Origin of the sequence: Cardinium endosymbiont of Oedothorax gibbosus (genome assembly GCF_936981045.1) — a bacterium.
Taxonomy (GTDB): Bacteria; Bacteroidota; Bacteroidia; order Cytophagales; family Amoebophilaceae; genus Cardinium.
The window spans coordinates 908,681-928,764 of sequence record NZ_OW441264.1 but is presented as its reverse complement, the minus strand read 5'-3'; the positions used below and the strand labels follow the sequence as shown (position 1 = coordinate 928,764).

Here is a 20,084-nt window from a genome sequence, read left to right as displayed (position 1 = left end):
TTTTATGTTACCAACAAGAGTAGTTATTACAGGATTAGGTGCCCTTACGCCCATTGGCAGTAATGTTGAGGCATACTGGAAGGGGTTGGTCTCCGGTCAAAGTGGTGCGGAGCTCATCACTAGGTTTAATACGGCTCAGCATAAAACTAAGTTTGCTTGTACCTTAAAAGGCTATGATCCCCATAACTACCTTGATGCAAAAGATATCAGGCGGATGGATCCATTTACCCAGTATGCGATGGTAGCTGGGGATGAAGCCATACAGGATGCCGCATTAACCACCTCTTTAGTAGATAAAGAACGCGTAGGCGTTGTGTGGGGCTCTGGCATAGGCGGTTTAGGTACTACAGAAGAAACCGTTTTGGAGCTTGCTGGAAATGGTATGGATCCGAAAATCAACCCTTTTTTTATTCCCAAGATTATACCAAATATCCCTTCTGGTCACCTGTCCATTAAATATGGATTTAAGGGACCCAACTTTGCCACAGTAGCCGCATGTGCTTCTGCAGTAAATGCTATAGTGGCTGCGTTTCAGTTGATTAAATTAGGCGATGCAGATGTAGTGGTAGCAGGTGGCTCAGAGGCACCTATTATTCAAATAGGTATGGCTGGATTTAATGCATTAAAGGCCCTCTCTACGCGCAATGCAGACTACCCAACCGCTTCACGTCCCTTTGATAAGACAAGGGATGGCTTTGTGATGGGAGAAGGAGCAGGTGCTTTAGTCCTTGAATCTTGTGCGCATGCTCAACAAAGAAAGGCCAAAATTTACGCCGAAATAGTAGGTGTAGGGATGTCTGCAGATGCCCATCATATTACCGCACCAGATATGGGAGGCGTAATTTTAGCATTGCAACGCGCATTAATCAGTGCCGGGCTTTCACCAGATTGTATAGACTACATTAATGCCCATGGAACCGGCACCCCATTGGGCGATATCAATGAGATAGAGGCCATTCAGCATGTATTTGGTGCCCATGTTTATAAGTTAAATATTAGCTCGACCAAGTCAATGACTGGTCATTTGCTGGGTGCAGCGGGCGCTATAGAGTCTATTGCCACTGTTTTAGCATTGTTACATCAGGTGGTGCCTCCAACGATTAACCATAAGGTATTAGATGAGGCCATTGATCCACGGATCAATCTGACGTTACACAAGGCAGAAGCAAGATCTGTTGTATTTGCGCAAAACAATGCCTTTGGTTTTGGTGGGCATAATGTTTCTATAATCTTCAAAAGATGGGAAGGCTTCTAAATTTACTCCAGTATTTTTTTAAAAAGCGAGATTCTGATACGCAACAATTAGTCTCTTTTGTAAGAACTGTTACTGGAATGATTCCTTTAAATCTAGCTTTATATAAGGTAGCCCTTCAACATAGCTCTATAGAAGAAGGATATACCTCCAATGAACGACTCGAATTTCTAGGAGATGCTATATTATCTGCGATTGTTGCAGATTACCTCTTTAAGAGGTATCCCTTAAAAGAAGAGGGTTTTTTAACAGACATACGATCAAGGTTGGTCAATAGGGATTCCTTAAATGGATTGGCACGTAAAATTCATTTAGATAAGTTATTGCATTACGATACGAATCTTGTAAAACGCAGTGGCCATAAATTTATTTATGGCAATGCATTAGAGGCGCTTATTGGGGCTGTTTACTTAGATCATGGTTATGACCGCTGTCAAAAATTTGTTATTGAGCGTCTTATAGTCAATTATATAAGCCTCAAGGAGCTTATAGAGCATGATACCAACTTTAAGAGTAGGATCATTCAATGGGCACATAAACACCACCGTCAAGTAATTTTTAGGATCCTTGAGGAAAAACAGTATGAGCACTATAAAGAATTTACCGCTCAGGTGCTTATAGATGCAAAAGTTATGGGAGAGGGGACGGGTAGAACCAAAAAATGTGCTGAACAAATGGCCGCCCAGCAAGCCTTACAATATACAGAGCAAGTAGAATAAAACATCTATCACTTATCTTTAACTTTGATGGGGGCCTATTGCAACGGCCTCAAAGGTTCTGTCGCGTCTATAGTTTTCTTAGTATAGGTTTTTCGTTTAAGTCAAATTTTGGATATTATGCGGCCATTAAGATAGCAAAGTTCTCAAAAGTAGAAAGATGATTTTTAGCTCCTCTTACTTGTCCTTTTTGAATCATACGAATGTTTTCTATCCCTGAAATAGTAATGGAAGCAGAATAAAAATTCTTAAAACCCAGCATAGGTTTTATCCGTTTTTTGATAAACCTATGATCTTGTTCAACTCTATTATTCAAATATTTGTTTTGCAATATTTGAATGGTATGATCTTGATCAAGATCTGTATTGATCGCATCAAGGGCAGCTTTATTACTACCGCTTTTGTCAATTACTACTTTCTTAGGAATATTATTTTCTGTGATCGCCTTTCGAAAAAAAGAAAGCGTTGAAGACTTGTCTCTATGATCAGATAGAAAAAAGTCAACTGTATCACCATAACGATCTACTGCTCTATATAAATAGATCCACTTCCCGTTTAGTTTAACATAGGTTTCATCCATTTTCCAACTACTACCAACTGGTCGTTTTCTTTTTCTTACTGCTTTATCTATCAGAGGAACAAACTTAATAACCCATCTCTGTAGCGTAGAATGATCAACTCTTGCGCCTCTCATACGCATCATCTCTTCCAAATCTCTATAGCTCAAGGAAAAACGACACTTCATGTATACAAATAACAGGATGACTTCTGATGAAGAACAATAACCTTTAAAATATGGTAATAACTCGGGAGAAATATTAAACATAATAACTACTTTTTTAAATACCGATACTAAAATAATCATTTTTTAGAATAAACGCGACAGAACCCTGTCGCTTCTATATTTTCGTTAGTAACGTCTTTTCTTTTAAGTGGGCTCTGTCCACTTAAGTGTGTAAATTAGTTTTTTGATTTTATTCAATTCTGTTTTCAAATTTAATTAAAAAATGTGCCATAGCCTCGCTCCAGTTATGAATAGAGGTGGTCCATTTTCTAGTCATGTAGTTAATAGTTAGATATAATGTTTTAAAAACAGCTAGATCGTTAGGGAACACTTTTTTATTTTTGGTAACTCTACGAAATTGGCTATTTACAGATTCCAAACATTTGTTGTGTAAATGACCTTACGTATGGCATTAGGGTACTGTAAAAATACCATCAGATTATCCCAGTTAGCATACCAAGATTGGGCTATTTGTGGGTATTGTTGATTCCACTTAGTAGCAAAAGCTTCTAAGGCCATCAATGCTTCTTGCTCGGTAACTGCTGTATAAATTGGTTTTAAATCAGCAACTAATACCTTTCTATGTTTATAAGAAACATACTGCAAACTACCCCTAATTGCATGAACAATACAGAGCTGATGTTCCGTTTTTGGGTATACAGCAGCAATGGCCTCAGACATGCCTGACAAATTATCTGTACATGCAATGAGCATATCGTTCATACCCCGATTTTTGAGTTCTGTTAAATTGCCTAACCAAAATTTAGCCCCTTCATTTTCACTCATCCAAAGCCCTAAAACATCCTTTATGCCAGATCTATCTATACCTAAAGCGACATAGATTGCCTTGTTGATGATGCGCTTATCTTGTCTAACTTTAACTACAAAGCAATCAAAAAAAACAATAGAATAGACTGATTCTAAGGGACGATTTTTCCATATCTTAACATCTTCAATAACAGAGTCTGTGATGTTACTTATCAGGCTTTCACTTACTTCTGCGCCATATAATTCCTGTATTTGAATCTGAATATCTGACAGACTCATACCTTTAGCATGTAAAGATAAGATCTTATCATCCAAACTAGGAATTCTTGTTTGACGATTAGGCAATAAAATAGGTTCAAAAGTCGATGCTCTATCTCTGGGTACTTCAACCGATATAACGCCATTATCAGTAATAACTTGCTTACTGGATAATCCATTACGTACATTCTCTGAATCACTACGTGCATACTTATTATAACCTAAATGGTCATCCATTTCTGACTGTAATGCTTTTTCTACAAGACGCTTACTTAATTGTTTGAGTAAGCCGTCTTGATCAAAAAGTCTGGAAAGGTCTACACCTGATTCTATCAGTACATCTATGGCCTTGCTTATCCCATCTTTAACTGTCTCTTTTCTTTTTATTGTTTTAAGTGTTATGATTTAAGTAAAGATAAATCCTAAAAAATATTTACACACTCAAAACAAAAGACCCTTTTGGATATATATTACGTGAGTTCGGGATTAGATTATTTTTTCATTTGATAATCAATATTAATAAAAATTTATAAAATTTGTTTTATTAGACAGTTAAATAGGTAGTTGAATAACAAATAATTCTGGTAATCAGTTTATTATATATATTATATTTATAAAATTAGATACAAAAACTTGTTAAATAGGTGCAAATATTAACTAAATACCTGAGTTCGGGATTAGTTTGTTAAAAAATAGCTTTAAAAAGCTCCTTTGTGTTTTAAATTTGGAGATAAAAAAATACTAACCAGATTATCCAAAGGAGCCGGCTATGAATGTAGAAAAATTAGTTGAAATATATTATGCTGTTGATGAATTTCTCATAAAGTTTATGCCGTATATGGAAAAACAACTGTTAACCAACTCTAAAAGAAAACCCACTAGAACTTGTTCATTAACTTTGAGTGAAATAATGACTGTTCTTATTGCCTTTCATGTGATTGGTTTTAGAAATTTTAAGTCTTATTATATTCATTTACAGCAATTTCATTCTAGTGAATTTGGAAAGTTAGTAAGCTACAATAGATTTATAGAACTGATCCAAAGAACGTTAGTTCCCTTGTACTGTTTTACACAAAGTCTTTCTAAAACAAAAACAGGTTGTTATTTTATGGATGCAACAGCCATCAAGGTTTTCCATATCAAAAGAGCCTATACGCACAGGGTTTTTAAATCGATTGCTACTAACGTGAGTTCGGGATTTATTTTACTGATTTACAACAATTTAATATCAATTATTTAGTTAATATTTGCACCTATTTAACAAGTTTTTATATCTAATTTTATAAATATAATATATATAATAAACTGATTATCAGAATTATTTTTTATTCAACTACCTATTTAACTGTCTATAAAACAAATTTTATAAATTTTTATTAATATTGATTATCAAATGAAAAAATAATCTAATCCCGAACTCACGTTACTAAAGGTAAAACCAGCACCGGTTGGTTTTTTGGATTAAAGTTGCACTTGATAGTCAATGATTTAGGAGAAATTATGAATTTTCAACTGACCACAGGTAAAACTAATGATAGGCTTCCTGTAGAAAATTTGTGTAAACACTTCATGGGTAAAATATTTTCCGATAAAGGTTACATAAGCAAAGATTTATTTGAAAAACTGATCGAGAAAGGCGTGGAACTCATTACCCAGATCAGAAAAAATATGAAAAATTCTTTTATGCCACTCTGGGATAAACTGATGCTTAGAAAACGATCTATAATTGAAACTATTATAGATCAGCTCAAAAATATTAGCCAGATAGAACATTCCAGGCATAGAAGCATACCTAATTTTTTAGTCAATTTGATAGCTGGAATTACAGCTTATGCACTAAAAGAGAAAAAACCTTCTATAACTAATATATATATCACTGGTTCACAATACGTCTAATCCCGAACTGAGGTTAATAAAGTCCTGCAATCTAACAAAAGCTTCACTGGAATTCGTATGTTTAAAATAGTTAACCCATCCTAACACTACTGGTTTTATTTGCTTGATGAATGTTTGAGGTTTGATTGGTGCTTTTCTACAAGTCAGGTATTTTAGTCTGTTACGGATGCTTTGTTGGGATTGTTTCGTTGGAAATACATAAATACTATTTCTGCCACTTGTTGGACTCTTTCTTTTTACAAAGTAAAAACCTATGAAGTTAAAGCCTTCTTTCAGTTTCGTTATTCGTGTCTTTTGGTGGTTAATAATGAGCGATAACCTCCTTACTAATTCTGTGAATTTCTCCAGCGCTAAGCTAGCACTCTTACGACATACCAAAATTGCATCATCACAATACCTATGCAAGGTTGCGCTTAGCTTTTCTGGATACCCCCTTGAGTGCCACACTTGGTCTATAACATTTAGGTAGATATTACTATACAACGGTGATATTGGTGATCCTTGCGGTACTCCAACTTTCTTGCATGTAATTTTACCTTGTTTTACTATTGACGTTGTTAGGGTTTGTTTAATTAGCTTCAACATACTGCCATCTGCTATCCTTTTACTAATAAGTTTTAATAATTTTTCGTGTGAGATGCTAGTAAAGTATGATTGAAAATCAATCTCAACTACGCCCCATGCCTGCTGGTATAGATCTTCTCGGATCACTAAACTCGCTTGTTTGGCTCCTCGTTTCGGTCTATAGCCGTATGAACATTCATGAAAATCAGCTTCGAAGATCGGTTCAATGACTATTTTCATTGCTGTGAGCACTATGAGATCTTCTACGGTCATTACCTCTAGTGGCCTTGTTCCACCTTTAGCTTTGGGTATTTCTACCAACCTGCTTGAGGTAAATTTGTATAGCTTTGCGCGTAGTTGCTGCTGCAATTTATTGATAATCTTTGCCTCACCTTGATCTATTATATCACTTATGCTTTTACCATCAATCCCTGCTGAACCTTGATTTGCTTTGACTTGACGCCAAGCTTCCCAAAGTACATCTTTTAGATAAATTTTATCATATATACTATAAAATCTGACTTCCTTACATTGCTTGGATTTGAGATATAGAGTTCTTTGGAGTTGCTGAACTTTTAATGTTCCGTTCATAGCTTTAGGGCAATCAGACATTCTCAACTCTTTTAAACTCGTTAACTGAAGTAGGGTCCCTTTCCTCTTGAGTGGTTTCCCAATCAATACGAACGGTATTATAGACCCCGCGGACTTCTGATATCACCCTTATTGATTTCGCTTTACTTATACAATAAAGTTTCCAGTGGCCTACTGGATTCATATCAGATCTCCCGGACTACGATGTGAAACATTCATAGCGTGCAACCCCTAACACCCCGGCACTTGTATGATGGTCATGGTCTATTTTTTCCATCCTACTATCAGCCTTCCTGTAGCCACTAGATAGTCGGCAAATGCGCTTAAACGGCTTAACGAGGCTAATTTAGGTTCACTTTTGTTGCAGCCCGCTATTTTGCAGATGCATTTAAAGGTAACTTAAACCTGTAAATCACCCCACAAATCCAACCTCCTGCTAGACTCCCGAAATAGACAAATTAGAGTCAGGGGACTTACACCCCATTTGTTGCACACCTGTGCCGGCGTGCAATGGCTGCAGCCTTAAAACACTTAAAACTAAGCATAGGTTTTAGCCGTTTTTTGATAAACCTATGATCTTGTTCAACTCTATTATTCAAGTATTTGTTTTGAAATATTTGAATGGTATGATCTTGATCAAGTTCTGTATTGATCGTATCAAGGGCAGCTTTATTACTACCGCTTTTGTCAATTACTACTTTCTTAGGAATATTATTTTCTGTGATCGCCTTACGAAAAAAAGAAAAAGCTACAGACTTGTCTCTATGCTCAGATAGAAAAAAGTTAACTGTATCACCATAACGATCTACTGCTCTATATAAATAGATCCACTTCCCGTTTAGTTTAACATAGGTTTCATCCATTCTCCAACTACCACCAACTGGTCGTTTTCTTTTGCTTACTGCTTCATCTATAAGAGGAACAAACTTAATAACCCATCTTTGTAGCGTAGAATGATCAACTCTTGCGCCTCTCATACGCATCATATCTTCCAAATCTCTATAGCTCAAGGAAAAACGACACTTCATCTAGACAAATAACAGGATGACTTCTGCTGAAGAACAATAGCTCTTAAAATAAGGTAATAATTTGGGCGAAATATTAAACATAATAACTACTTTTTTAACTGCAGATACTAAAATGATTTTTTAGAATAAACGCGACAAAACCAAACAGACTCGATCGAAAATATGTACAAAACTGTGGCGATCTTTTTGCCTATTACAAAACTGGATCCCATTGTCTGTGAGTATAGTATGTATTTTATAAGGAGTCGATTTAATCACATTTTCGAGAAAAGTTGCAGCTATCATTTTAGTCATTTTGGGATGTAGCTCCACATAAACAAATTTAGAGGTTCGATCAATGGCTACAAATAAATATAATTTGCCTCCTTCAGTACTCACTTCTGCAATATCGATATGGAAATAACCAATAGGATATACTTTAAACTTCTTTTTAGCTGTATGTTCTTTCTCTACAGATTCACTTATACAGGTCGCCAAATATCATATTAAAAGGTTTTTAGGGGGATGGTCTGTCTAAAATAGAATAAAAGTACTTGAAAATCAATAAATAATAAAATTAATATCTCTATAACATCAAATAACACTAGAAGCAATAGCAAAATTATACTATCGACCTATCACAACGGACTCAGTTTATAGAACACTTCCGGTAAAACATTAAAGGTTATAGATAAATATTATTCCCAACCTAATATTAATGCTAATTATACTATAAACGTGAGTTCGGGATTAGATTATTTTTTCATTTGATAATCAATATCAATGAAAATTTATAAAATTTGTTTTATTAGACAGTTAAATAGGTAGTTGAATAACAAATAATACTGGTAATCAGTTTATTATATATATTATATTTATAAAATTAGATATAAAAACTTGTTAAATAGGTGCAAATATTAACTAAATAATTGATATTAAATTGTTGTAAATCAGTCAAATAAATACCGAACTCACGTTATAATTGATAGTTATGGTGGACAAATTAATATGTTGTCTTTAGATTTTAATGCATTTGCTCATAGAGATGCTATAGCCTCTATACAAATCTTGGCATATTGGCAAAATGAGGCTAAAAAGCATATGCAATTAAAATGGTCTAAGCAATATTACTTAGCACTAAAAAAGTTTGGCAAAGGAGTCTACAGAAATTATCCTGATTTATGGTTAAATGATTGGGGTAGAGAATACTATGGTAATAATTGGGGTAGGTTAAAACAGAATAATTTATTTAATTATGAACAATCTATTCTGGCAAAGTGATCGTATCGCTAGGTGTGTAAGTAGAATTTAAATTATATTTATATGTAACTTACGTTGAATAAGCTCTAAACTTTAGACCATTGTGGTATATCCGTTTATGCAATGGTGTCAACTTAAGGAAAATATTTAGTGGTTAATACAAGGCATAGCCTATTGAAAATAAAATTATTCATTCAGAAAGTATGCTACTTGCTAGCCCCTATTACGAAATAGAACGCCCCTTGTAAAAAGTTGCGATTCAAAGATGTATGCATTAAAATTGCATAGAAAATCAGTTTGGTTAAGCTTGCAGAGCGGATGCTGATTTCCCAGCTTTAAGTCATAACACTTTCAGTGGCTTTTTGCACAGGCCTTGTATACTTTTTAAGTAGGTAAAAGGTAAAATACAAATTCCTTATCTTACTTTATTATTAAATTTGACCAAGCAATTCATGTTTTGTTGAAAAGGTAGAAAAGTGGTTAAAAGAGCTATTTATTTTGTTGTATATCTACTGGCTTGGCCCTTTTGCGCTTTGGCTGATACAATGACCTATAAAGCCGATCAGTTGGAAGGTGACGTAGTTAACGATAAACCTTGCAAGAAATTAGAAGGGAATGTGGTCTTTACGTTTCATGCTAGTGGCATGGTGTTGACAGCAGATAAGGCCTATAAATATGATGATCAGGAGCCGATAGAGGCACAGGGCAATGTTAAAATTGTGGATCAAAAAGGTGACGTGATAGAAAGTGAACTTTTAACGTATTATCCAGCACAGAAGCGTGCTATTTTTGAAAATAATGTAAGCTATTCATCTAAAAAAGCTACCTTTTATACCCATAAGCTCATCTACGATGTGGAAAAGAAACAAGGTAAGTTTTTGCAAGGGGGGAAATTGGTACAGGATCAAATGGTTTTAACCAGCAATAGAGGCGTCTATGATGGTGCCAACCATCAAGTTGCTTTTTCAGAAAGGGTGGTAGGAGTGGATCAGGATTATACACTTTATTGTGACCAGTTGCATTACCATACTGAATTAGAAATCGCTGATTTTAAGGGACATACTGAAATTATCCATCAGGATGGGGTCCTTACGACTACTAAGGGTGGGCGCTATTTATTGCCTAAAAAACAGCTTACCTTTGACCAAGGAACACTGACTACAAAAGATATTATCCTTACCGCGGACCGCTTAGAGGTATTTAATGGGCAAGATTGTGTGGCTACTGGTCATGTCTTGCTTCGGGCGCAGAAGCATGATGCAGTAATTGTTGGTGAAAAGGCTAATTATTCTGAAAAAGAGAAAAAAGGAGTAATAACAGGCCACCCATTGTTAACTAAGGTGGTCCATGATGAACCCATGTATTTACGTGCCGATACTTTTATTGTTTTAGAAAAAAATATAAAAAATCAGCCACCAGTGCAAGAAGTTCATGCTTTGCATCATGTCAGGCTCTATCAAACAGATGTACAGGGTGTGGCAGATGGAGCTGTTTATAATACCAGTAAAAATACGATTCATTTACATCATAAGCCAATTATTTGGTGCAGCAATTACCAGATTACAGGAGAATCAGTTTACTTCACTATAGAGGCAGGGGATCAGGTTGAACTGTTTGTGGATAAAAATTTGTTTATGGCATCAGTCGATCCGGTTGGTAATTACAACCAAGTAAAGGGCCATAAGATGGTTGCATGTTTTAAGGAGGGTGCTATTCAGGAAATGTCAATAACCGGTAATAGTGAAAGTCTTTATTTTGCACTTGGCGATAAAAATGAGTTGATGGGTATGAACCATATCAAGTGTGATCAAATGGAAATGACTATGGTAGATAATGCACTAGAGCAAATGACATGCAAACCCAAACCTTGTGGTACCTTTTATCCAGCAAAAAAAATTGAAGCAACGCAAATGAAATTGGATGGTTTTGTTTGGCATGGTGAAAAATGGCCTACTAAAGAAAATATTTTAGAGGCGCTTCCTAAATATGAAACGGATGAAAATGCATAATATGCGTAAGTTTAATATACTTGCGTGGTGCAATGGCTTATGTAAGCCAGATTTTTAGTTTGGTCCATCCACTTGGCTAGCCGTCCTATAAAAGAAACGCCCCTTTTGATTAAGCAAAAAGCATATAAATTCCTTTTTGTTGCTATAAAGCGATGGGCATCTAGCTTTAATTTAGTAAACTTGTGTGCGTAGGGGTTTTATTTCTATTTATTTCTGAAAATGAATAGCGCTATTCATTTAAGTTAGGATATGCCATCTGCATATAGTAGCGGCTATCCTTTTATTCCATTTGCTATGAAAGATTATCTAGTCAATCTATCCTTTATATACAGACTCAGGTGGCTATTTTTATTGCCCTTTACTTTAGTAGGCAATACTTTTTACTTGCTTGCAGCTGCTCCGGACTATAAAAACGAGTCTTTAATCATACAAAAGAAGGAAGAGGTGATTCGGCTTTATGAGCGAAAGCGTTATGCCCAAGCCAATGAGCAGATAGAGCTCTTTTTACCTTTGTTAAAAAATAGGATAGAGCGTTCAAAATTTGAATTGTATCAGGCTTATTGTAGTTTCCATGAAAAAAAATATTTGGTTAGTGCCCATCAGTTTCATTTGTTTATAAAACAATATCCTTCTTTCCCGCAGGTAGAAGAAGCGCTTTTTATGTGCGGATATAGTTTGGCTTGTGAAAATGTAGATATACGGCTGGATCAAACGAATACTTATGATGCGATGCGTTCCTTGGAGCGCTATTTAGCGCTTTATCCTAAGGGTGCTTATCTAGATAAAGCTTCCGATGCTTTACAAAATTTACAAGAGCGTCTTATGCAAAAGAGTTTTCAGGCTGCTGCGCTATATGTTCGTTTGGGCTACTATAATGCTGCCATTGTACCCCTTAAAAACTTTGATCAAGCCTATCCAGATGCTTCTTTAAAGGAAAAAGTACTTCGGCTATTGCTAAAGTGTTATGAAAAGTTAGCTGCCAGCGCATTTAATGAGGGAAGGAAGAAAGAAGTTATAGCCCGTTACCAGTTAGAGGAATATCTGAATAGTAAAGGGCGCAGCAATGTAGTAAAAAAATTAGATAGAGATAGAAGAGATAAAAAAATAAAGCAATAAAAAGTTTCTTTGACTTTTTTAGCAGAAGATAATGATAAAGGAAAAAAGCTTCTGCTGCTTGGTTTAATTATATAGCATAATATTTACAATTATGAGTCTGAATAAAAAAGTATATTTGGCACCTAGAAATATACATGAGTTGATTGCGCCTACTGGTAATATTTATGAAAGTACCGTTATCATTACGAAACGTGCTAAGCAGATTGCTATGAATATGAAAGATGAGCTAGATCGTAAGTTGGAGGAATTTATGCCTGTTATTGAAGAAAAAGATAGCATAGATGCTCAGCGGCAAGATGAGATTACCAAGTATTATGAAAAGCTTCCTAAACCTGTATTAGAAGCTACTAGGGGGTTTTTAGAAGGTGATATTGCCTTTCGCTATATTAATGAAGAGACATAAAAGGAATTTTGATTTTACTTTTAGGAGTTGTTGCCAAAAGGCTAAGTGGAGGTCTCTGTGTTTTTTGTTTATTGCCTAACATGGACATACGATTGAGCAAAAAGTTAGAAATATATTGAATAAATAGGGATGATTAGGCTTATGGACCCATTATATACCATAAAGCGTTTAGTTTTTGTTCAGATCTTTTTGGCAGCTCTCTATTTGTTTTCCGGGTGTGGCATGCAGCAGGCTAGTAAACAGTCGTTTGATGTAACCCATCTGCTCACTACTTTTCCTGCATGTTTCTCTATGCAGGCCGCTTTGCATTTTATGGGCCTACAGCATACTTTTCACTGTCGTGTAGCCTGTTGTGTAACATATGATCAACAAATTGATTTTATTGTAAAGGGCCCTTTGGGTATAGAGGTCATACGTGGTCTCATCGATAAAAAGGGTGTAACGGTTGTAGATCGGTTGCGTCGTCTAGTTTATCAATGGGATTATAAGCGTATCAAGCAACAGTATCATTTCCCTTGCAATTATCTATTCATTCAATCATTGCTTTTAGGTAGGGTTTGTAGCCCTATTGAACAGGGTGTACCAGATGCTTTATGCGCTGACTTAACCTATACCTATGATGACCTTACACGTAAGGTTTCACGGGTTCAATTAATCGATCCAAAACAAGGTAATGGCCTTAAGTTTTTATACCAACACAGAATGGTAGTAGATAGGGCTTGTTTGTCTGGGATTAAAATACATTTTTCGCTTAATGATAAAGGACAATTCCATCAAGGCAACGTAACATTACATAAGCTGCATTTTAAAAAGCTGAAAAGGCCAAATATTAAATTGACTATACCTACTTATTATTGTAAATAAGTAGTATGCCCACACTATTTCCGGTTCTGTCGCGTCTATATTTTCGTTAGTAAAGGCTTTTCTTTTAAGGGTTCTGTCGCGTCTACATTTTCGTTAGTAACGTCTTTTCTTTTAAGTGAAGTTTTGGATATATATTGGGTATTATTCGCCCATTAGCATAACAAAATTCTCAAAAGTAAAAAGATGATTTTTAGCTCCGATTACGGTTCTGTCGCGTCTATAGTTTTCTTAGTATAGGTTTTTCGTTTAAGTCAAATTTTGGATATTATGCGGCCATTAAGATAGCAAAGTTCTCAAAAGGGTTCTGTCGCGTTTATTCTAAAAAATGATTATTTTAGTATCGGTATTTAAAAAAGTAGTTATTATGTTTAATATTTCTGGTTCTGTCGCGTTTATTCTAAAAAATGATTATTTTAGTATCGGTATTTAAAAAAGTAGTTATTATGTTTAATATTTCTGGTTCTGTCGCGTTTATTCTAAAAAATGATTATTTTAGTATCGGTATTTAAAAAAGTAGTTATTATGTTTAATATTTCTCCCGAGTTATTACCATATTTTAAAGGTTATTGTTCTTCATCAGAAGTCATTCTGTTATTTGTATACATGAAGTGTCGTTTTTCCTTGAGCTATAGAGATTTGGAAGAGATGATGCGTATGAGAGGCGCAAGAGTTGATCATTCTACGCTACAGAGATGGGTTATTAAGTTTGTTCCTCTGATAGATAAAGCAGTAAGAAAAAGAAAACGACCAATTGGTAGTAGTTGGAAAATGGATGAAACCTATGTTAAACTAAACGGGAAGTGGATCTATTTATATAGAGCAGTAGATCGTTATGGTGATACAGTTGACTTTTTTCTATCTGATCATAGAGACAAGTCTTCAACGCTTTCTTTTTTTCGCAAGGCGATCACAGAAAATAATATTCCTAAGAAAGTAGTAATTGACAAAAGCGGTAGTAATAAAGCTGCCCTTGATGCGATCAATACAGATCTTGATCAAGATCATACCATTCAAATATTTCAAAACAAATATTTGAATAATAGAGTTGAACAAGATCATAGGTTTATCAAAAAACGGATAAAACCTATGCTGGGTTTTAAGAATTTTTATTCTGCTTCCATTACTATTTCAGGGATAGAAAACATTCGTATGATTCAAAAAGGACAAGTAAGAGGAGCTAAAAATCATCTTTCTACTTTTGAGAACTTTGCTATCTTAATGGCCGCATAATATCCAAAATTTGACTTAAACGAAAAACCTATACTAAGAAAACTATAGACGCGACAGAACCGGAAAAACGATACTTCATCTAGACAAATAACAGGATGACTTCTGCTGAAGAACAATAGCCCTTAAAATAAGGTAATAATTTGGGCGAAATATTAAACATAATAACTACTTTTTCAACTGCAGATACTAAAATAATGATTTTTTAGAATAAACGCGACAGAACCATGAGATCTAAACAAATAGTACTTTTTTTGACCATTCTTGCTGCCTTGCTCTCACTCTATTATCTTTCTTTTACTTTTGTAGACTACCGGGTGCAACGCCAAGCAGCACAACAAGCAATGGATAAACAGGGCAGAATAGACTTTGATAAAAGTCAGGCATATTTAATGCATATATGGAAAAAACCTGTTTACAAGCTGTTTGGTTCTGTCTATACCTATGAAGAGGTAAAGGAGCGTTCACTTAAACTAGGCTTAGATCTTCAAGGTGGTATGCATGTCACCATGGAACTTGTTCCTATGGAGTTTGTAAAAAGGTTGGCTGCCTATAATACAGATACTGATTTTTTAGAAGCGCTCCAATCAGCACAGCGGGAACGAGAAAAGGGTAGCCCTGCTTCTTTTGGCAAGCTTTTTGTCGCAGCCTATAAAAGGCTTGCCCCAAATGGTAATTTAATAGATATTTTTACTGCTGCTGGAGTAAGGTCTTATACTTTTTCTACTGAAGATGATGTTACAAAAGCAATTGATCAAGAAATCGTAAATGCATTAGATCGTTCGCTTACCATTATAGGTTCTAGGTTAGACCGCTTCGGCGCTACACAAACCAAGATTCAAAAGCTACCTGGAAATGCAAGGATTCAAATAGAGCTACCAGGTGTTACCAACCCCAAACGGGTTAGAAAATTATTGCAGGGTGTAGCACAATTGCGCTTCTGGGCAGTAGCAGAAGCCAATACATATAGCTCAGCACTAGAAGCTGTCAATACTTTCTTACTGAACAAAGAAAAAACAACCATAACTGCAACCTTTCCAAAAGGGCTTACAAACGAGGAAAAAGCACAACGCATGCCTAAGGAGTCCATACTCAAAAGGCTTTGCAAATACCCCTTCCCTTACACACTGGCCTATGCGCCTGAAAAGATTAGCCAAATAGAAGCCATACTACGCAGAAAAGAGGTTAAGGCTTTATTGCCTAAAGAGATTGTCTGGATGTGGGAAAAAAAAGCACACACCCTAAACGATGGAACGCAAGCCGTTACCCTTTATGCCATCAAACAGCCCAGGGATAACAAACCTCTTTTAGAGGGAGATATGATTACACATGCAGCCCAATTCTTTGATAAAAATAGACGACAACGAGTTGTAAATTTACAAATGCATCAGAAAGGTGTACATATTTGGAAACGCATTACGGCAAGTCATATTGGTAAACGTATAGCTATAGCTTTAGATGATCGAGTTTACTCCGCACCAGTAGTTAATCAAGAAATTCCAAATGGTAAATCTCAGATATCCGGCCATTTTACTGTAGAAGAAGCCAAAGACTTAGCCAGTGTATTAACAACAGGCTCTTTACCAGCACCCCTTAGAATGGTTGAAGAAGCCATTATAGGCCCAAGCTTGGGAAAAGCAGCACAAAGCCAAGGTCTTATGGCCACAGCAGTAGGTTTAGGCCTGGTGCTGCTTTTTATGTTCCTTTATTATGCAAAAGGAGGCATTATAGCCAATATAGCACTCTTATTTAATTTACTTTTTATTGTGGGCATTTTGGTAGAACTGGATGCTACTTTAACCCTACCAGGTATTGCTGGTCTTGTCCTTACGCTTGGTATGTCCATCGATGCGAATGTCTTGGTATTTGAACGAATACGAGAAGAACGCGCACAAAAAGTTCATATAAAAGAGGCCATCCAACGTGGATATGCGAAATCATATAGCTCTATTGTGGATGCAAATATTACCACCTTTCTTGCTGGGGTAATACTCTACTACCTGGGTCAGGGGCCGGTCCGTGGTTTTGCCCTTGTCTTAATGATTGGTATCCTCACTTCTGTATTTTCTTCTATATTTATTACAAGGTTGATTTTCTACTTCTTTATGGACAACTGCCCTGCCCCAAATTTAACCTTTTCTTATCCAGCTATACCTATGCTTTTTAAGAACGTACAGATTAATTTTATTAAAAATCGTCACCGTTTTTACGCATGCTCCTTATCATTTATAGCAGTCGGTGCTTTCTGCTTCTACCATTATAAAGGGCTTACCTTGGGGGTGGATTTTGCCGGAGGTCGTTCATACACGGTGCATTTTTCTAAGCCTATGGATGCTTCCTTACTCAAAGAAGGACTATCTACTAAATTTAAGAAAGGTGTAGAAGTGCGTACCTATGGCGCCAATAATGTGATGCAAATCACTACTAGCTATTTGCATCACGAGGATATTATTGCCTCCGATGAAAAGGTGCGCAATAAACTGGTTACGGCCTTGAAAGATTTAACCCAATTAACAGAAAATCATACTGCTTCAACCGATCATTATTTTAATATTACAAGTAGTACCAAAGTAGGTGCTACTGTGGCACAGGATGTCCAAAAAAGTGCAAAAAAAGCAATGACACTTGCTATATTGAGTATATTTATTTACATTGTATTGCGCTTTAGAAGGTGGGGATTTGGTTTAGCAGCTATATTAGCGCTTATACATGATGCTTTAGCAGTCATAGCTGGATTTTGTATAGCACGCGCTTTAGGCGTAAGCTATGAAGTGAATGAAGTGTTCTTAGCTGCTATGCTCACAGTTATTGGCTATTCCATAAACGATACAGTGGTTATCTTTGACCGTATAAGGGAAAGGTTAGCCAATAAGGCTACGGCTATACCCATAGCCATGATCAATGATGCGATTGGAGAAACCCTAAGTAGAACCGTTATTACCTCTTTTACAACATTATTAACTGTTGTTGTGCTTTTCTTCTTTGGAGGAGAAGCATTACGGAGCTTCTCTTTTGCATTATTACTAGGTGTATTATTTGGCACTTATTCTTCTATCTGCATTGCAGCCCCTCTTTTAGCAGATTTTGGTCGTAAGCTTTCTATGAATAAGGGGTAGATACGAATTAAATACCAAAATCGATAACGTAATGGCCTACAATAGGCATTATAACCCAAATCAATAAGGTATGTCTATGAAAATAAAACAAATTATTCCTATTTACATGGTCTTAAATGGCCTTGGAACGATAGTGCCCACTATTCTAGTGATTGGCTTTTCAATCACTTTATTTGACAAAGATACCAGTGGCATTTCTGCAGCCTATTTGGAGCCAGCTAGCTTATTAGGGATTGGTTTCGCTGGACTAATTGGAGGCTTTTTTTTCAAACGTTTTTCTTCTTATACCATAGGTATAGGCACACTCTTATGTGCAACATCTACCTTGTTCATCTTCTCTTTATATAATGATGTGAATCTGCGCATCTGGACCATTACATTATGGGCGCTTGCCTGCATTATGAGTATTGAGCATTCCAATGGTCTTGCTTTTATTAGTAGGCAAATAGGAACACATGACAAGCCTTTCTTTTTTTCCACTTTTCAAATTTTTTTACAGTGTTTTAATGTGTTAGCACCTATAATAGCTAAAAACTTATTGGCAATCATAGGATTGAAAATGCTTCTATTACTTTGTAGCTTTATCTACATTTTGCGTATAATACCCTGGCAGCTATTCCGAAATCTTGGTGCAAAAGAGATGGCATTACAACCATCGGGCATGTTAACGGGCTTTAAGGAAATCGCTCAAAATCCTGGGCTATTACGCATAACTAGTTTCCGTCTGGTAAGCTATATAGCAACCATAGCCTATACGGTCAGTTTACCCATTTTGGTCGCAAGAATAGCTAACGGTAATAGTCAAGTCAATGCACAATTGCATAGCTATAGCATCAGTATGATGCATCTAGGCTTTATTGTAAGTGGCATATGTGGTTCATGGATCTTAAAAAGAAAACCTAAATGGATCATTTGTTTTTTTAATATTAGCCCTATTTTTATCGTACTAGCTTCGATTATGGCTTTTTATGTGACGCAACCCTGCTATCTTCAAGCAACTGCACTATTGTATGGAATGGGACTGTATTTACTCAGAACAGCTATTGGTATTATAGGGCAAGCTTTAACGCAAAACGATAAACTGGCCCACGTTATTTTAGTGGGAGATGCAGTGGTCAAGTTTTTTGCTTATGGCATTGGCTCCTTGATACCATTTTGGATCGTCCTTCCCCCTGTATGGGGCATAGCGCCTCCATTTGTAGGATTTGTCTTATGTTCTTTACTCTCACTGGGCATAACCAAACCCATTACTAAAATATATTTGGCATCTTTATGTAAAAAAAATAGCACAAAGTAGAGGAGCTTTTATCACACTTATTTCTTAATAAAAAAGTTTATAAAACATCCGGTTCTGTCGCGTCTATAGTTTTCTTAGTATAGGTTTTTCGTTTAAGTCAAATTTTGGATATTATGCGGCCATTAAGATAGCAAAGTTCTCAAAAGTAGAAAGATGATTTTTAGCTCCTCTTACTTGTCCTTTTTGAATCATACGAATGTTTTCTATCCCTGAAATAGTAATGGAAGCAGAATAAAAATTCTTAAAACCCAGCATAGGTTTTATCCGTTTTTTGATAAACCTATGATCTTGTTCAACTCTATTATTCAAATATTTGTTTTGCAATATTTGAATGGTATGATCTTGATCAAGATCTGTATTGATCGCATTAAGGGCAGCTTTATTACTACCGCTTTTGTCAATTACTACTTTCTTAGGAATATTATTTTCTGTGATCGCCTTTCGAAAAAAAGAAAGCGTTGAAGACTTGTCTCTATGATCAGATAGAAAAAAGTCAACTGTATCACCATAACGATCTACTGCTCTATATAAATAGATCCACTTCCCGTTTAGTTTAACATAGGTTTCATCCATTTTCCAACTACTACCAATTGGTCGTTTTCTTTTTCTTACTGCTTTATCTATCAGAGGAACAAACTTAATAACCCATCTCTGTAGCGTAGAATGATCAACTCTTGCGCCTCTCATACGCATCATCTCTTCCAAATCTCTATAGCTCAAGGAAAAACGACACTTCATGTATACAAATAACAGGATGACTTCTGATGAAGAACAATAACCTTTAAAATATGGTAATAACTCGGGAGAAATATTAAACATAATAACTACTTTTTTAAATACCGATACTAAAATAATCATTTTTTAGAATAAACGCGACAGAACCCAAGTGGACCATCCCTATTCATAATTGGAGTGAAGCTATGGCACATTTTTTAATTAAATTTGAAAATAGAATC

The 20,084-nt window shown here is 35.7% G+C and carries 13 protein-coding genes and 6 pseudogenes; 12 read left to right on the top strand and 7 right to left on the bottom strand.

Annotated elements, in window-relative coordinates:
• The first annotated feature begins 4 nt into the window (after positions 1-4).
• A complete protein-coding gene (gene fabF, locus NBW36_RS04355) occupies positions 5-1,255 on the top strand; it encodes a beta-ketoacyl-ACP synthase II (RefSeq protein ID WP_250238034.1) in 1,251 nt (416 codons plus the stop codon).
• Positions 1,240-1,971: a ribonuclease III gene (gene rnc, locus NBW36_RS04350; RefSeq protein WP_250238033.1), complete on the top strand. Its 732-nt coding sequence runs from the start codon at positions 1,240-1,242 to the stop codon at positions 1,969-1,971. The genes fabF and rnc overlap by 16 nt, the downstream gene beginning before the upstream one ends.
• A gap of 115 nt (positions 1,972-2,086) precedes the next feature.
• On the opposite strand, the gene NBW36_RS04345 is transcribed toward rnc, so the two are convergent.
• Entirely contained in the window at positions 2,087-2,794 is a 708-nt protein-coding gene (locus tag NBW36_RS04345; protein ID WP_250239142.1) for an IS6 family transposase, read from the bottom strand.
• Between the two features lie 148 nt (positions 2,795-2,942).
• Positions 2,943-4,111: pseudogene (locus tag NBW36_RS04340) on the bottom strand (IS256 family transposase).
• 436 nt (positions 4,112-4,547) lie between these two features.
• On the opposite strand from NBW36_RS04340, the pseudogene NBW36_RS05740 reads away from it, so the two are divergent.
• A pseudogene (locus NBW36_RS05740) lies at positions 4,548-4,961 on the top strand (transposase family protein); the annotation flags it as partial.
• A 245-nt stretch (positions 4,962-5,206) separates the two neighbouring features.
• Positions 5,207-5,674, top strand: a pseudogene (locus NBW36_RS05735) (IS982 family transposase); the annotation flags it as partial.
• Here the strand turns inward: NBW36_RS05735 and ltrA are convergent.
• The 3 genes and pseudogenes from ltrA to NBW36_RS04320 form a co-directional block, all read right to left on the bottom strand.
• Complete coding sequence (ltrA, locus tag NBW36_RS04330; protein ID WP_250238031.1) at positions 5,660-6,850, bottom strand: group II intron reverse transcriptase/maturase; 1,191 nt, start codon at positions 6,848-6,850, stop codon at positions 5,660-5,662. The pseudogene NBW36_RS05735 and the gene ltrA sit on opposite strands and share 15 nt — an antisense overlap.
• Positions 6,851-7,338: 488 nt before the next feature.
• Positions 7,339-7,938, bottom strand: a pseudogene (locus NBW36_RS04325) (IS6 family transposase); the annotation flags it as partial.
• A gap of 63 nt (positions 7,939-8,001) precedes the next feature.
• Positions 8,002-8,304 (bottom strand): annotated as a pseudogene (locus NBW36_RS04320) (DDE-type integrase/transposase/recombinase); the annotation flags it as partial.
• Between the two features lie 540 nt (positions 8,305-8,844).
• On the opposite strand from NBW36_RS04320, the gene NBW36_RS04315 reads away from it, so the two are divergent.
• The 6 genes from NBW36_RS04315 (at position 8,845) to NBW36_RS04290 (ending at position 14,718) form a co-directional block, all read left to right on the top strand.
• Positions 8,845-9,117: a BBE domain-containing protein gene (locus tag NBW36_RS04315; RefSeq protein ID WP_250238026.1), complete on the top strand. Its 273-nt coding sequence runs from the start codon at positions 8,845-8,847 to the stop codon at positions 9,115-9,117.
• Between the two features lie 524 nt (positions 9,118-9,641).
• Complete coding sequence (locus NBW36_RS04310) at positions 9,642-11,105, top strand: OstA-like protein (protein ID WP_250238025.1); 1,464 nt, start codon at positions 9,642-9,644, stop codon at positions 11,103-11,105.
• Positions 11,106-11,354: 249 nt separating this feature from the next.
• Positions 11,355-12,221 (top strand): outer membrane protein assembly factor BamD, encoded by an 867-nt coding sequence (locus NBW36_RS04305; RefSeq protein WP_250238024.1) that lies wholly within the window; start codon positions 11,355-11,357, stop codon positions 12,219-12,221.
• A 115-nt stretch (positions 12,222-12,336) separates the two neighbouring features.
• Positions 12,337-12,624, top strand: coding sequence for a DNA-directed RNA polymerase subunit omega (locus tag NBW36_RS04300; RefSeq protein ID WP_250238023.1), 288 nt, complete (start codon positions 12,337-12,339; stop codon positions 12,622-12,624).
• A gap of 141 nt (positions 12,625-12,765) precedes the next feature.
• Positions 12,766-13,488 (top strand): DUF4292 domain-containing protein, encoded by a 723-nt coding sequence (locus NBW36_RS04295; RefSeq protein WP_250238017.1) that lies wholly within the window; start codon positions 12,766-12,768, stop codon positions 13,486-13,488.
• Positions 13,489-14,010: 522 nt separating this feature from the next.
• Positions 14,011-14,718, top strand: a complete 708-nt coding sequence (locus NBW36_RS04290) for an IS6 family transposase (RefSeq protein ID WP_250239135.1) — start codon at positions 14,011-14,013, stop codon at positions 14,716-14,718.
• 82 nt (positions 14,719-14,800) lie between these two features.
• Here NBW36_RS04290 and NBW36_RS04285 read toward each other — a convergent pair.
• A pseudogene (locus tag NBW36_RS04285) lies at positions 14,801-14,878 on the bottom strand (IS6 family transposase); the annotation flags it as partial.
• Positions 14,879-14,942: 64 nt separating this feature from the next.
• Here NBW36_RS04285 and secDF point away from each other — a divergent pair.
• Together secDF and NBW36_RS04275 are read left to right on the top strand one after the other, a co-directional pair.
• Complete coding sequence (secDF, locus tag NBW36_RS04280) at positions 14,943-17,831, top strand: protein translocase subunit SecDF (RefSeq protein ID WP_250238016.1); 2,889 nt, start codon at positions 14,943-14,945, stop codon at positions 17,829-17,831.
• A gap of 70 nt (positions 17,832-17,901) precedes the next feature.
• Positions 17,902-19,128, top strand: coding sequence for an MFS transporter (locus NBW36_RS04275; protein WP_250238015.1), 1,227 nt, complete (start codon positions 17,902-17,904; stop codon positions 19,126-19,128).
• A gap of 111 nt (positions 19,129-19,239) precedes the next feature.
• Here NBW36_RS04275 and NBW36_RS04270 read toward each other — a convergent pair whose 3' ends face one another.
• Entirely contained in the window at positions 19,240-19,947 is a 708-nt protein-coding gene (locus NBW36_RS04270) for an IS6 family transposase (protein ID WP_250239141.1), read from the bottom strand.
• Between the last annotated feature and the right edge of the window lie 137 nt (positions 19,948-20,084).

Bases quoted from the DNA above. Each gene is read 5' to 3' on its own strand.
- NBW36_RS04315 (WP_250238026.1), top strand. From the start codon at position 8,845: ATGTTGTCTTTAGATTTTAATGCATTTGCTCATAGAGATGCTATAGCC.
- fabF (WP_250238034.1), top strand. From the start codon at position 5: ATGTTACCAACAAGAGTAGTTATTACAGGATTAGGTGCCCTTACGCCC.
- NBW36_RS04310 (WP_250238025.1), top strand. From the start codon at position 9,642: ATGACCTATAAAGCCGATCAGTTGGAAGGTGACGTAGTTAACGATAAA.
- NBW36_RS04290 (WP_250239135.1), top strand. From the start codon at position 14,011: ATGTTTAATATTTCTCCCGAGTTATTACCATATTTTAAAGGTTATTGT.
- NBW36_RS04270 (WP_250239141.1), bottom strand. From the start codon at position 19,947: ATGTTTAATATTTCTCCCGAGTTATTACCATATTTTAAAGGTTATTGT.
- NBW36_RS04295 (WP_250238017.1), top strand. From the start codon at position 12,766: ATGGACCCATTATATACCATAAAGCGTTTAGTTTTTGTTCAGATCTTT.
- ltrA (WP_250238031.1), bottom strand. From the start codon at position 6,850: ATGTCTGATTGCCCTAAAGCTATGAACGGAACATTAAAAGTTCAGCAA.
- rnc (WP_250238033.1), top strand. From the start codon at position 1,240: ATGGGAAGGCTTCTAAATTTACTCCAGTATTTTTTTAAAAAGCGAGAT.
- secDF (WP_250238016.1), top strand. From the start codon at position 14,943: ATGAGATCTAAACAAATAGTACTTTTTTTGACCATTCTTGCTGCCTTG.
- NBW36_RS04275 (WP_250238015.1), top strand. From the start codon at position 17,902: ATGTCTATGAAAATAAAACAAATTATTCCTATTTACATGGTCTTAAAT.
- NBW36_RS04305 (WP_250238024.1), top strand. From the start codon at position 11,355: ATGCCATCTGCATATAGTAGCGGCTATCCTTTTATTCCATTTGCTATG.
- NBW36_RS04345 (WP_250239142.1), bottom strand. From the start codon at position 2,794: ATGTTTAATATTTCTCCCGAGTTATTACCATATTTTAAAGGTTATTGT.